The following is a 12981-nucleotide window of genomic DNA, read 5'->3' as shown; positions in this document are numbered from 1 at the left end:
GTTGCCCGCATGTCCTTCGACGAGTTTATGGCGGTCGGCACCGCCGGCCTGTTCAAGGCCGACATACCCGTGGTGATCAGCCTGCCGGACAGCGTGCAGGGGCTCGGCCGGGAGGGCGTGGCGGCCCGCCTGGCCGACATGACCGTCACCCTATTCAGCGAGCCGGGCGACAAGAACCACCCCGGCCGCTGGGAGACCCGCGACATCAAGCTCCGCGAGTTCTTCGCCGACGAACGCCACCTGACCACCCCGGGGACGTGGCACCGCGTGGTGTCGAACATCCGCAACAGCCCGGCCGACGTGAACGCCGTCATCGGCTTCGACGCGGAGAAACTCTTCAACTACGGCAACCGGCTGTACGCGGCCAACCTGTGGATCAGTCACCAGGGCGTGTTCACCAAGAACCACTTCGACGAGTTCGAGAACTTCAACATCGCCCTCGAGGGCCGCAAGCGGTTCATCATCGCGCCGCCCGGATCGAGGGACTACTACCCGCGGTCGGTCCTGAGCGGGTTCGGGGACAAGTCGCAGGTCTTCGACCTCGACAACGTCGACCTCGAGCGCTTCCCGCGGGTGGGTCCCAAGCTCGCCCAGCGCCGGGACTTCGTCCTCGAACCGGGCCACATGCTCTACCTGCCGCTGGGCTGGTGGCATCAGGCCGAGTCGCTGGACGACATGAACATCAACGTCAATTTCTGGATGAAGTCGAAGAAGATCCTTCGCAGGCCGCACGTGCTCGGCGTCGCGCTCTACACGTACGCGTACCGGCGAGCCAAGGGTGTCTACAGCTACAAGCCGACCGAGGTCAATTCCTGATGAGCGAGCGCAAGACGATCACGCCCACCCACCGGTACCGCAACAACGACAAGCTCATCGGTGTGGGCAACACCTTCTGGAACATGTCCGAGGAGCACGGGGTCGCCGGCATCGTCGGCGATCTCACCGACGGCGTGTTCCGCATGGCCGACGGCCATGAGTTCGTGAACTTCACAGTCTGTTCCTACCTGGACCTGGACACCCACCCGAAGGTCATCGACGGCGCGGTGGACGCGCTGCGCCGCTTCGGCGTCCTGGACCATTGCATCCCCCGTACCCGCGTCCAGACCTCGGTGCTGCTGGAGCTGGAGGAGTCGCTAGGCGAGCTGTTCGGCGCGATGGTGATCAGTGCCATCTCCACCGCGGCCGCCAGCACCGGCCTGCTGCCTCTGATCTCCTCGGGGCACCTGGGCAACGGCACGCGGCCGCTGATGGTCTTCGACAAGAACGCCCACGTGTCGTTGGCCAACGCCAAGCCGAGCTGCGCCGACGAGACCGAGGTGGTGACCTGCCGCCACCACGACCTCGACTACCTCGAGGACATGTGCCGCACCTACGAGCGCGTCTGCTACGTGGTGGACGGCTCGGACAGCCTCGGCGGCTACGCGCCCGTCGACGAGCTGGCCGTGCTTCAGGACAAGTACAACCTGATGGTCTTCTACGACGACTCGCACTCGCTGTCGGCCTACGGCGAGCGGGGCATCGGCTACGTCCGCTCGCACTCCCCCGTGCTGGACGAGCGGACCATCACCGTGGCGACGCTCAGCAAGGGTTTCGGTGCCGGCGGCACGGCAATCCTGCTGGACGGATACCCGCGGGAGACCCGGCGGATCATCGAGCGTTTCGCGGGTCCGCTCGGCTACTCGCAGAAGATGAACGCCGCCGCGGTGGGTGCCGCGCTCGCCTCGGCCGACATCCACCGCACCGACGAGCTCACCCGGCTCCAGGGACGGCTGCGGTCCAACATCGCGCTGTTCGACTCGCTGATCGCGACCGAGCAGTCCGGCAGCACCTACCCGATCCGGCTGGTGCCGATGAGCGACGAGACGGTCATCTCCGCCGGGCAGCAGGTGTTCGAGGCCGGGTTCTACGTCTCGCCGGTGTTCTTCCCGATCGTCGCCCGCGGCACCGCGGGACTGAGGGTGATGCTGCGTGCGGGACAGACCGAGGACCAGATCCGCACGCTGTGTTCCGCGCTCAGGGCGGCGGGGGCGCGCGAGGCGGCCGCGTCGTCCGAACCGGTCCTCCGATGACGGGCCCCACCCGGGCGATTCCGCGCAGCATTCTCTACACCCCGGCGATCTCGCTGGATCGGGTGGTGAAGGCGTGGTCCTATGACGCCGACGTCCACCTGATCGATCTGGAGGACTCCGTGCCGCCGGCCGCGAAGCCGGACGCCCGCGCGGTGTGCCGGGCGGCGCTGGAGAAGGCGCCGAGCCCGGGGAACGTCGCCGTACGCATGAACGAGCTGGGCAGCGCCGACGCGGTGCACGACCTGGTGATGCTCACCGACAGCCCCGTACGGCCCGGCATCGTCATGATGACGATGGTGACCTCGGCGGCGGAGGTGACGCTGCTGCGCCGGATCCTGGCCTCGGCGGGCGCGCATCCGGAGATCTACGTGACGGTGGAGACGGTGGAGGCGATCACCGGCCTCGACGCGATCACCGAGGCGGCCGACGGCCTGGTGCTCGGCTCGGCCGACCTGGCCGCCACGCTCGGAGTGGAGATCACCTGGGAGGCCATGCTCGCCGCCCGCCAGGCGATGGCCCTCGCCTGCGCCCGGTACGGCACCGCCTGCATCGACACCGCCAACTTCCGGCTCTCCGAGCCGGAGGTCCTCGCCGAGGAGACCGCCCGGGTGCGGGCGCTCGGCTTCCACGGCAAGGCGACGGTGCACCCGAGCGAGCTCCAGGTGATCAACGGAACTCTGCGGCCCCAGCCCGACGAGCTTCGACTGGCACGCCGGGTGGTGCGGGCCGTCGGTGCCGCCAACGGCGGGATCGCGATCCTGGACGGGAACATGGTGGGCCCGCCGTTCGCCCGAGTGGCCCGTGCCACGGTGGCGCGTGAGGATGCCTGGACGGCCCGGTTCGGCGACGGCGGCGCCGGATGACCGCGCTGACGATGGTCGGCGCCGAGGACATGTCGGGCTCGCGGCGGATGACGCGTGTCATCGACACGCTCGGCGAGATGTTCGTGGACCTGGCCGCCGGCCGGACCCGGTCGCCCGCCCGGACCGTCATCGAGCACGGTGACCAGCGGGTGCTGCTCGTCAGCCCCGCCGTGTGGGAGAGGAGAGGGGTGGGCAGCGTCAAGATCACCACACTCACCCCCGGCAACCCGGAACGCGGACTGCCACTGATCCACGGGCTCGTCGCCCTCACCGACCTGGAGACCGGACAGGTCACCGCCCTCCTGGACGGCGCCGAGCTGACCGCCGTCCGCACCGGCGCGGTCGCCGCACTGGCGACCCGGTCGTGCACCGCCGACGACGCCGACGACCTGACGGTCATCGGTGCGGGCGTGCAGGCGCGAGCCCTGATCCGGGCGTTGGCGGCGGTACGGCCGATCCGCAGCGTACGGATCTTCTCGCGGACGCGTGCCCGCGCCGAGCAGCTCGCCGACTGGGCCCAGGAGGCGGTCGGGCCGATCCGCGCCACCGTCTGCGACTCCGTGAAGGCTGCGGTCGCCGACGCGGCGATCGTCTGCACCGCCACCTCGACCGACGACAGCAGACCGCTGGTGGAGGCGGGCTGGCTGGCCCGCGGAGTGCACGTCAACGTGATCGGCGGCACCCACCCGGACGCCGTCGAACTGGAGCCGGCCACCCTGGCCAGCGCGGTGACCCTCGTGGAGGATCGCACCGCCGCGCTGGACGGCGCGGGTGAGGTGCGGGCCGCCCTCGCCGCCAGCCTGATCGGCGAGGACGACCTGCACGAGCTGGGCAGGCTGGTCGGTGGCGAGATCATCGTCGGCGGCCGGACCTCGGTGCTGCGCACCGTCGGCATGGCCATCGAGGACACCGCCGCCGCCGTGGCTCTGAGCGCTTCGCCGGCGTCATGGGGAAGGACGGACGGAAATGCGTGAGGACGTCGAGGTGACATCGTCCGGTCACCCCTGGTTCGGTCGGCGCCTCTTCCCGAGCGCCGCCCCGGTCGACACCATCCGGCAGATGCTGCGGCACGAGCTGCGGGACACCGGCTGGCCGTACCAGCCGATCCTTCCCGCCACGCCGATGGCGATCCCGCGTGCGTCCTACGCCGAGGTCTTCCGGGTCGCCGCGGCCCTCGTCGAGCTGCTGCGCCGCACCGCCCTGGAGACCGCGCCGACCACGGCGGGCAGGCTGGCGGCCTACCGCATGCCGGACAGCGAGGATCAGCTCTGGCTCGGTGACGACTTCGTCGAGGAACGGTACGCCGACTGCGTCGTCCGACCGGACCTCGTCATCGGGCCGGCCGGGCCCCAGTTCCTGGAGTTCAACGTCAGCGGCGCACTCGGCGGCGTGGTGGAGTCGCACTGCCGCTTGGACGTGTGGCGCAAGCTCTACTCCGACGAGTACGGCCGGACCCTCTTCCACGCCCCGGACCCGCTCGCCGTACGCGCCGAGATGTACCGGTCGCTCAGCGCGGACCTTGCGGTGGCGCCGCGCGTGGCGATCGTCGGAAGTGCCCGGGTGGAAGGCGTCACCAGCCGGTACTTCGAGCTGGAGGCCGACTACCTCAACAACCACGGCGTGACGGCGCGGTTCTTCGAGCCGGAGGAGCTCCCCGAGGCGTGGGACTGCGCGCCGCAGCTGCGCTATCCGGTGGGCCTGCGGAACTTCACCATTCCCGACTGGATGGACGCGGGCCTCGACACCACCGGGGTGCAGAAGGCGCTGGACAACGGCTGCCTCCTGGTGGGCACCCAGACGTCGACCTTCATGCACAGTAAGCAGACCATGGGACTGCTGTCCGAGGGCCGGCCGTGGATGACCGCGGCCGACCGCAGGCTGGTGGACCGCTACCTCCCGTGGACACGGGTCCTCTCGGAGCGTAAGACAGGCCGCGACGGTGAGCAGGTCGACCTGCTGCCCTTCGTGATCGAGAACCGGGAAACGCTGGTGCTCAAGGCCGGCCTGGGAGAGAGCGGCAAACAGGTGCTCATCGGCCGGGACACCGACCCGGCGACGTGGGAGGCCGCGGTGGGAGAAGCCGTCGCCGACGGCACCAGCGTGGTGCAGGACTTCGTGGCACCGCGGACCTGCCGGACCACGCTGATCGCCGACGGCACCGACGAACCCCACGAGGCCGAGGTCGCGCCGGTGCTCGGACCACTGCTGTTCCAGGGGCGCCCCGCAGGACTGTTCTGCCGGTTCCACGCCGACGGCTCGGCCGGGATCGTCAACGTCAAAGGGCTGGTCAGCAGCTGCGACAACGTCATGGTGGCGGTGTGATCGCCCGTCACACCCGCCAGCACACCGAATCTGTCTCACAATGATCACGGAGAATGACGCATGACGCTGCGCCGAGTCCAGGACAACGAATACGTCGAGGAGCACGGCGGGGACTACGAGGACTTCGAGCCGGGAATGGTGATCCGCCATTGGCCGGGCCGCACCCTCTCCGAGGCCGACAACACCTGGTTGACCCTGCTGACCATGAATCAGCACCCCCTGCATTTCGACCGGCACTACGGTGCAGGCACCGGATACGGGCGGGTCCTCGTCAACAGCGGCATCACGCTGTGCCTGATCGGCGGGATGACCGTGCAGGCGCTGTCCGCAAGAGCCGTGGCGAACCTGGGCTGGGACAGGGTCCGCCTGAAGGACCCGGTCTTCGTCGGGGACACGCTCTACGCGACGAGCCGGATCCTGCACAAGCGGCTGTCCAGATCCCGGCCGGGCGAGGGCATCATCACCGTGGAAACGACGGGCACGAAGTCGACCGGGGAGACCGTCATCGTCTTCGAACGGTCCTTCCTGGTCCGCTGCCGCGAGCAAGCAGAGCGAGTGATCACCGAGGCCACCGAATCTGACAGGATTGAATGATGAGCGACGATCAGGCGAAGGCAAGCCACCGCGGCATCCCTCAGAACACCGAGTTCCGCGAGTTCATCGCCTCAGGATGGGCGAACGACGACCGGGCACCCACTCCCCGCGCGGAGGTCGCCGAATACGCCGCCCAACGGCGGGAGACCGTGTCCCAGCGGTTCCCCAGCGAGCGGCTCGTCATCCCCGCCGGCGGTCTGAAGGTGCGCAGCAACGACACCGACCACACCTTCCGCCCGCACACCGCCTTCGCGCATCTGACCGGCATCGGCGCCGCCGCCGAGCCCGACAGCGTGCTGGTCCTCGACCCACGTCCGGACGGCGGCCATGAAGCGATCCTTTACTTCCGGCCGCTGGCGCCGCGGGACAGCGAGGAGTTCTACGCCGACTCCCGCTTCGGCGAGTTCTGGGTCGGCCCGCGTCCCACCTTGGCGGACATGGAATCGCAGCTCGGCCTGACCGCACGGCACCTCGACTCTCTCAAGGACGACCTCGCCAAGGACGTTGGCGCCGGTCTCCGAGTGGTCCGGCTTAGCGATCCCCGCGTCGCCGACCTGGTCCATTCGATCCGGGACCAGGCCCGCCTGGCCGAGTCCGTGCAGCAGCAGCAGGAGGCGGAGGCGCAGGCGGAGGCAGACGAGGAACTGGCCCGTTACCTCTCCGGATTACGGCTCGTCAAGGACGAGTGGGAGATCGGCGAGATGCGTGCGGCCATCGCCGCCACCCACCGAGCCTTCGAGGGAATCATCGCTGCGCTGCCCGAAGCGGTGCGCAAAGGGCGTGGTGAGCGGTGGATCGAGGGCGTCTTCGGCCTGTACTCCCGGCACGAGGGCAACGGCGTCGGGTACGAGTCGATCTGTGCGTCGGGCGACCACGCCAACACCATCCACTGGACCAAGAATACCGGCGACATCAGAAAGGGTGACCTGATGCTAATCGACGCCGGTATCGAGATCGACTCGCTGTACACCGCCGACATCACGCGTAGCCTCCCGGTGAACGGCCACTTCACAGACGTGCAGCGCAAGATTTATGACGCGGTCTTCGAGGCGCAGCAGGCCGGCATGGACGCAGTGAAGCCCGGCAACAAGTTCAGCGACATCCACGCCGCCGCCAACGAGGTCATAGCGCGTCGCCTTCACGAGTGGGGCCTGTTGCCCGAGGGGGTCACGCTCGAACAGACCCTGGACCGTGAGCACGGCGGCTGGCACCGCCGATGGATGGTCCACGGCACCTCGCACCACCTAGGCATGGACGTGCACGACTGTCAGCTTCTGTTACGCAAGGACTACATGGACGGTGAACTTCAGCCCGGCATGGTCCTCACCGTCGAGCCGGGCTTGTACTTCAAAGCTGACGACCTTCTGGCGCCCGCCGAGTTCCGAGGCATCGGCGTCCGCATCGAGGACAACGTGCTGGTGACCCCCGACGGGTGCGAGAACCTATCCGCCGCGATGCCCCGTACCTCTGGCGAGGTCGAGGAGTGGATGGCCCGGATCTGGGCGTCTTGACCACACCGGATTCCTGGGCGGCCCATACGGGCCGCCCAGGAATCCCGGCTACGCGGGCGAGGATCGACGCCTCGCCTCTCGGCGAGGATGAGAAGGATTGCCCTTTAGTGCCCGTCTGGAAACCGTTTCAGGGTCGGTGATGGCGTGCCAGGCGGCGGCTCATGATGATGATCATTGACCATTGCACGATCGCGGCGTGATGTTCGGGTAGGCGTTCGTAGTCACGTACGGTGCGTCGGCATCGGCTGATCCAGGACAGAGTCCGTTCCACCACCCAGCGCCGGGGTAGAACGTGGAAGCCGAACTGTCCGGCGAATTTCGCGACGATCGTGACGGTGACGCCGAGTGCGGCGGCGAAGTCGACCAGCGTGCCGCTGTAGCCACTGTCGGCCCAGGTCATCGTCACCTTTCGGCAGACGGTGTGTACGGCCCAGAGCAGGACGCGGCCGGCTTGGCGGTCCTGCACCGAGGCGGCGCTGACCGCGACGACGAGCAGCAGCCCGATGGTGTCCACGGCGATGTGGCGTTTACGGCCGTTGACCCTCTTGCCGGCGTCGTAGCCGCGGCTGGCCCGGGCGACGGTCTCGGCCGCGCGCACCGACTGTGAGTCGATGATGGCTGCGCTCGGCTCGGGTTCGCGGCCGGCTGCGGTGCGGACCTGGTCGCGCAGGGTGTTGTGCAGGCGGTTGACGGTGCCGTCGGTGCTCCAGCGGGCGTGGTAGTCGTAGACGGTCTGCCAGGGCGGGAAATCGGCGGGTAAGGCCCGCCAGACGCAGCCGTTGTGGGCGAGGTAGCGGATCGCGTCGACGATGTCGCGGCGTGAATGCACCGGCCGGCGCCCGCCGCGACGGCTCGGCTGTCCAGCCGGGATCAGCGGGGCGATGACCTGCCATTCCGCGTCGCTGGTGTCCGACGGATAAAGACGGGCACGGTTGCTTGGCAGGTGATCGGCGGACACGACAGAGGCGGTGGATGCGCCGGCGCCACCGACCAGGTAGAAAGTCATACAGGGCCTTGAGGGATCGAGCGTGTTTGGTGTGGTTACCTGCGCTTCTACCTCAAGGCCCTACCCATGTCATTCAGACGCGCCGCACCGCCTACCCATCGACAGACCCAAGTTTCCAGACGGGCACTTACTGTTCCTAACACGATCTCTGATTGGTCCAGTTGATCAGTCGGTGCCAGCAGATCAGGACGCAGGCGAGGCTGACGAAGCCGTCGTGGATGTCGAGGCGGCGTTCCCAACGCACGGCCAGGCGGCGGAACTGGTGCAGCAGGGCGAAGGTTTGTTCCACGACGTAGCGCAGCTTGCCCAGGCCCTTCACACCGGGTGTCTTGGGCTTCGGGATGATCGGTTCCGTGCCGCGCTCGCGGCAGGCCAGGCGCAACGCTTCACTGCTGTAGCCCTAATGAGCAGGTAGGGCCGGGCCTGGTCGATGCTGGTAGGAGGCCTGGTTTGTAGCCGGCGCCTGGAGCGCCACGACAAGAGCGGTCCGTCATGAGCGGTGCCGGCTCGGCCCTCTTGGATGATATTGATGACGCGAGCCATTCGTGGGGGTGCATCTGTTGCGTCAGCCGGGACCGGTGAGTCCTTGACAAGTTGCAGAGCCTCGCGGAGATCTGAGGTCGCGAACCGCCGGTGGGATGGTGGACCAGGAGTCCTGTCATTAGGGCGCGGTGCGACCCCAGCAGGCGCAGACGGGTCGAGACGGGAGCGTGGGCCGATGGCGGTGTTCTGCGGGATCGACTGGTCCGAGCAGCACCATGACGTGGCGATAGTGGACGTGAACGGCATGCTTGTGGCGCGGCGACGTATCAGTGATGACGTCGCGGGTTTCGCAGAGCTGGTGCAGCTGTTGGCCGAGGCCGGTGACAATGCCACAGCACCGATCCCAGTAGCGATCGAGACGTCACGAGGGCTGCTGGTCGCCTGCTTGCGCGCCACCGGCAGGGCGGTGTTCGCGATCAACCCGATGGCGGTGGCCCGTTACCGCGATCGGTATGTGGTCTCGGGCAAAAAGTCCGATCATGCCGACGCGATGGTCCTGGCCAACATCCTGCGCACCGACCTGGCCGTGCACCGCCCGTTGCCAACGGACTCGGAACTGGCTCAGGCGGTCGCGGTGCTGGCCCGTGCTCAGCAGGACGCTGTCTGGGATCGCACCCAGGCGCATAACAAGCTGCGTTCACTGCTGCGCGAGTACTACCCAGGCTTCCTTGCCGCGTTCCGCGACGCCCGCGGCGGGATCATGCGCCCGGAAGCTCGCATGGTGTTGTCGGACGCGCCAACCCCGGCGCAGGCTGCCGCTCTCAACGTCGAACGCTTGGCAGAGCTGCTGCGACAAGCCGGACGCCAGCGCGGCGTCGAGGCCGAGGCGCGCCGGTTGCACGGGTTCTTCACCGCCGAATACATGCGCCAGCCCGCGCTGGTAGAACAGGCCTTGGGCCGCCAGGCGTCGGCGCTGCTGCGCGCTCTGGACGCGGCATGCGTGAGCGCCGAGGACCTCGCCACCGCGGCGGAACAGGCCTTTGACCAGCACCCGGACGCCGAGATCATCACCAGCTTCGCAGGCATCGGTCGACTCGTCGGCGCCCGGGTTCTCGCTGAGATCAGTGATGACCGATCCCGCTTCGCTGACGCGAGAGCAGTCAAATCCTATGCCGGATCAGCGCCGGTCACCCGGGCCTCCGGTAAGAGCCTGCTCGTCATGCACCGCAGGATCAAGAACCAACGCCTCGCCACGGCCGGCTACCACTGGGCCTTCTCGGCGCTGACCGCCTCGCCCGGCGCCCGAGCCCACTACCAGCGCCGTCGAACGGCCGGGGACAACCACAACGCGGCACTACGCAACCTGTTCAACCGGCTCCTGGGCTGCCTACACCACTGCATCAAAACCGGGCGGCACTACCGCGAGAGCGTTGCGTTTCCCGACCTCCAGCCGCTGCTGGCCTCGGCCGCTTGACAGCAAACTGCGTGGGATGTCTTGTCGGCCAGCAGCGCGGCGAAACGCCGTCGCGGGCGGCCCGGACGGCCGGCGGTGATGAGTGGGAGACGATCAGCGCAGGACAGGCGGTTGTGTGGCGGGCAGGCGCCGACCACGTGACCAGAGCAGTCGAGGCCCTCACCGCCGTCGTGGTGGAGATGGCAGACATGCCAGTCCCGCGGTAGCGCCCAGGCGACCGGCCGCGGTTGGTAGGGCACTTTGTTGCGGAGCGAGGCGAACAGTACGTCGACGCGGCAGCGGGCGAGGCAGATCAGCGCGGCGTTGTGGCTCCGATGTCGGGCGGCGAGCTCAGCCGTGGAGGCGGTGGGTGAGGGCGGTGTGTCGGCGTCCGGCGCCGACGGTGCGTACGGCGGCGGCGAGGGCACGGCGGGAGCCGACGAGGACGACGAGTTTCTTGGCGCGGGTGATGGCGGTGTAGAGCAGGTTGCGTTGCAGCATCATCCATGCGCTGGTCGTCAGCGGGATGACCACGGCGGGGTATTCGGAGCCTTGGGAGCGGTGGATGGTCATCGCGTAGGCGTGGGCGAGTTCGTCGAGTTCGTCGAAGTCGTAGTCGATGGATTCGTCTTCGTCGGTGCGGACGGTCAGGCTCTGGTCGTCGGTGGACAGGGCGGTGACGACGCCGACGGTGCCGTTGAACACCCCGGCTTGGCCGTTGTCGTAGTTGTTGCGGATCTGGGTGACCTTGTCGCCGATGCGGAACACCCGGCCGCCGACCCGCCGTTCCGGCATCCCGTCCCGGCTCGGGGTGAGCTGTTGTTGCAGCAGGGTGTTCAAGGCACCGGCGCCGGCGGGTCCGCGGTGCATCGGGGCGAGGACTTGGACATCGCGGCGCGGGTCCAGGCCGAAGCGTTTCGGGATGCGCTGACAGGCGACCTCCACCGTCAGCGCGGCGGTGGCCTCGGTGTCGTCGCACGGGAACAGGAAGAAGTCGCGCATACCCTGCAGGATCGGAGGCTTGCCGGCGTTGATGCGGTGGGCGTTGGTGACCACGCCGGAGTCCGCGGCTTGCCGGAACACCTGGGTGAGCCGCACGCGGGGGATCGGGTCGGCGGCGAGCAGGTCCCGCAGGACTTCTCCGGCGCCGACGGAGGGGAGTTGGTCGACGTCACCGACCAGCAGCAGGTGAGCGCCGGGTGGGACGGCCTTGACCAGCTTGTTCGCCAGGATGAGGTCCAGCATCGATGCCTCGTCGACGACCAGCAGGTCGACGTCGAGCGGGGTGTCGCGGTCGTAGGTGGGTTCGCCGCCGGGCTGTAGCTTCAGCAGCCGGTGCACGGTGGCGGCGGTTTGGCCGGTCAGCTCGGCGAGGCGTTTCGCCGCTCGACCGGTCGGCGCGACGAGCAGGATCTTCGCCTTCTTGGCGGCGGCGAGTTCGACGATCGAGCGGACGGTGAAGCTCTTGCCGCAGCCCGGGCCGCCGGTCAGCACGGCGACCTTGGACGTCAGCGCCAGCCGGACGGCCTGTTCCTGCTCGGGTGCCAGGTCGGTGCCGGTGCGGTTGCGTAGCCAGACGAGTGCCTTCGCCCAGTCTACGTTGGCGAACTGTGGCATCCGGTCGCCACGGTGGTGCAGCAGATGTAGCAGGGATCCGGCGAGGGATTGCTCGGCGCGGTGGAACGGCACCAGGTACACCGCGGGAACGGTACGGTCGTCTCCTGCGGGGACGTCCTCACGGATGACGCCCTCGGCGGCGACGAGGTCGTCGAGGCAACGGGCCGTCAGGCCGGCGGGCACGTCGAGGATCTTCACCGCGTCGGCGATCAGGTTCGGCGCGGGCAGGTAGCAGTGGCCGTTGTCGGTGGCTTGCGACAGCGTGTACTGCAGACCGGCCTTCACCCGTTCGGGACTGTCGTGCGGGATCCCGACCGCCTGCGCGATCGTGTCGGCGGTCTTGAACCCGATGCCCCACACGTCCGCGGCCAGCCGGTACGGCTCGTTGCGGACCACGCTGATCGACGCGTCGCCGTACTTCTTGTAGATCCGCACCGCGATCGACGTCGACACGCCCACGCCTTGCAGGAACACCATCACTTCCTTGATGGCCTTCTGCTCCTGCCACGCCGCGGTGATCTTCGCGGTGCGTTTCGGGCCGAGACCGGGCACCTCGACCAGCCGGCCCGGCTCGTCCTCAATGATTTGCAGCGTGTCCAGACCGAAGTGGTCGACGATGCGTTCGGCGAACACCGGACCGATGCCCTTGACCAGCCCGGAGCCGAGGTAGCGGCGGATGCCCTGGATCGTCGCGGGCAGCACGGTGGTGTAGGAGACGACCTCGAACTGCCGGCCGTACTGCGGATGCGACGACCACCACCCCTGCAACCGCAGGCTCTCGCCCGGCTGCGCACCCAACAACGCACCGACCACGGTGAGCAGATCCGAACCGCGACCGGTCGCCACCCGCGCCACCGTGTAGCCGGTCTCCTCATTGACATAGGTCAGCCGCTCCAGCACCGCCTCCAAGACATGCGGGGACGGACCAGACGAAACGACAGACGACACGACACCCATCGTGCCCGGAGGCCGCCATCGAGAGCAAAGTCGACCACCCAGGTCACGACGAAAGGCAGTCACGCGTTCGACACCTCACCGAACCCCAGGTGAAGACGCGGCGTCC

At 68.3% G+C, this 12981-nt stretch carries 11 protein-coding genes; 8 read left to right on the top strand and 3 right to left on the bottom strand.

All coding sequences use genetic code 11. The features are described 5' to 3' along the window. Positions 1–9 precede the first annotated feature (9 nt). The 7 genes from EDD30_RS16120 to EDD30_RS16090 are packed head-to-tail and all read left to right on the top strand — an operon-like array spanning position 10 to position 7359. Positions 10–816: a cupin-like domain-containing protein gene (locus EDD30_RS16120; protein ID WP_071803958.1), complete on the top strand. Its 807-nt coding sequence runs from the start codon at positions 10–12 to the stop codon at positions 814–816. Then, positions 816–2069, top strand: a complete 1254-nt coding sequence (locus EDD30_RS16115) for an 8-amino-7-oxononanoate synthase family protein (protein ID WP_071803949.1) — start codon at positions 816–818, stop codon at positions 2067–2069. The genes EDD30_RS16120 and EDD30_RS16115 overlap by 1 nt, the downstream gene beginning before the upstream one ends. Further along, positions 2066–2932 carry an HpcH/HpaI aldolase/citrate lyase family protein gene (locus tag EDD30_RS16110; protein WP_123678807.1) on the top strand — a complete coding sequence of 289 codons (867 nt, stop codon included), beginning with the start codon at positions 2066–2068 and terminating at the stop codon, positions 2930–2932. Before EDD30_RS16115 ends, EDD30_RS16110 begins: the two co-directional genes overlap by 4 nt. Beyond that, the gene (locus tag EDD30_RS16105) at positions 2929–3906 is read left to right on the top strand and encodes an ornithine cyclodeaminase family protein (RefSeq protein ID WP_071807106.1); all 978 of its coding nucleotides are present in this window, start codon (positions 2929–2931) and stop codon (positions 3904–3906) included. The genes EDD30_RS16110 and EDD30_RS16105 overlap by 4 nt, the downstream gene beginning before the upstream one ends. Next, positions 3899–5254, top strand: a complete 1356-nt coding sequence (locus EDD30_RS16100) for a hypothetical protein (RefSeq protein WP_071807105.1) — start codon at positions 3899–3901, stop codon at positions 5252–5254. The genes EDD30_RS16105 and EDD30_RS16100 overlap by 8 nt, the downstream gene beginning before the upstream one ends. 60 nt (positions 5255–5314) lie before the next feature. Then, positions 5315–5848, top strand: coding sequence for a MaoC family dehydratase (locus EDD30_RS16095; RefSeq protein WP_071807104.1), 534 nt, complete (start codon positions 5315–5317; stop codon positions 5846–5848). After that, positions 5845–7359 carry an aminopeptidase P family protein gene (locus EDD30_RS16090; protein WP_071807103.1) on the top strand — a complete coding sequence of 505 codons (1515 nt, stop codon included), beginning with the start codon at positions 5845–5847 and terminating at the stop codon, positions 7357–7359. Before EDD30_RS16095 ends, EDD30_RS16090 begins: the two co-directional genes overlap by 4 nt. A 127-nt stretch (positions 7360–7486) precedes the next feature. Here the strand turns inward: EDD30_RS16090 and EDD30_RS16085 are convergent, their stop codons facing one another. Both EDD30_RS16085 and EDD30_RS16080 read right to left on the bottom strand, forming a co-directional pair. After that, on the bottom strand, positions 7487–8365 hold the full coding sequence (locus tag EDD30_RS16085; RefSeq protein ID WP_244945116.1) for an IS5 family transposase: 879 nt from the start codon (positions 8363–8365) through the stop codon (positions 7487–7489). 136 nt (positions 8366–8501) lie between these two features. Next, positions 8502–8747 carry a transposase gene (locus EDD30_RS16080; RefSeq protein ID WP_123678314.1) on the bottom strand — a complete coding sequence of 82 codons (246 nt, stop codon included), beginning with the start codon at positions 8745–8747 and terminating at the stop codon, positions 8502–8504. 336 nt (positions 8748–9083) lie between these two features. On the opposite strand from EDD30_RS16080, the gene EDD30_RS16075 reads away from it, so the two are divergent. After that, complete coding sequence (locus EDD30_RS16075; RefSeq protein WP_071804173.1) at positions 9084–10322, top strand: IS110 family RNA-guided transposase; 1239 nt, start codon at positions 9084–9086, stop codon at positions 10320–10322. 330 nt (positions 10323–10652) lie between these two features. On the opposite strand, the gene recD2 is transcribed toward EDD30_RS16075, so the two are convergent. Further along, positions 10653–12866 (bottom strand): SF1B family DNA helicase RecD2, encoded by a 2214-nt coding sequence (gene recD2 / locus EDD30_RS16065; protein ID WP_394328224.1) that lies wholly within the window; start codon positions 12864–12866, stop codon positions 10653–10655. Between the last annotated feature and the right edge of the window lie 115 nt (positions 12867–12981).

It is taken from the genome of Couchioplanes caeruleus (assembly GCF_003751945.1).
GTDB classification, from domain to species: domain Bacteria; phylum Actinomycetota; class Actinomycetes; order Mycobacteriales; family Micromonosporaceae; genus Actinoplanes; species Actinoplanes caeruleus.
Note: the sequence above shows the minus strand (reverse complement) of the source record. Positions and strands in the feature narration are given on the sequence as shown.

Excerpts from the sequence above, each read along its gene's own strand:
- EDD30_RS16115 (WP_071803949.1), top strand. The coding sequence starts at position 816 with ATGAGCGAGCGCAAGACGATCACGCCCACCCACCGGTACCGCAACAAC.
- EDD30_RS16110 (WP_123678807.1), top strand. The coding sequence starts at position 2,066 with ATGACGGGCCCCACCCGGGCGATTCCGCGCAGCATTCTCTACACCCCG.
- EDD30_RS16075 (WP_071804173.1), top strand. The coding sequence starts at position 9,084 with ATGGCGGTGTTCTGCGGGATCGACTGGTCCGAGCAGCACCATGACGTG.
- EDD30_RS16085 (WP_244945116.1), bottom strand. The coding sequence starts at position 8,365 with ATGACTTTCTACCTGGTCGGTGGCGCCGGCGCATCCACCGCCTCTGTC.
- EDD30_RS16095 (WP_071807104.1), top strand. The coding sequence starts at position 5,315 with ATGACGCTGCGCCGAGTCCAGGACAACGAATACGTCGAGGAGCACGGC.
- EDD30_RS16090 (WP_071807103.1), top strand. The coding sequence starts at position 5,845 with ATGATGAGCGACGATCAGGCGAAGGCAAGCCACCGCGGCATCCCTCAG.
- EDD30_RS16105 (WP_071807106.1), top strand. The coding sequence starts at position 2,929 with ATGACCGCGCTGACGATGGTCGGCGCCGAGGACATGTCGGGCTCGCGG.
- EDD30_RS16120 (WP_071803958.1), top strand. The coding sequence starts at position 10 with ATGTCCTTCGACGAGTTTATGGCGGTCGGCACCGCCGGCCTGTTCAAG.
- EDD30_RS16100 (WP_071807105.1), top strand. The coding sequence starts at position 3,899 with ATGCGTGAGGACGTCGAGGTGACATCGTCCGGTCACCCCTGGTTCGGT.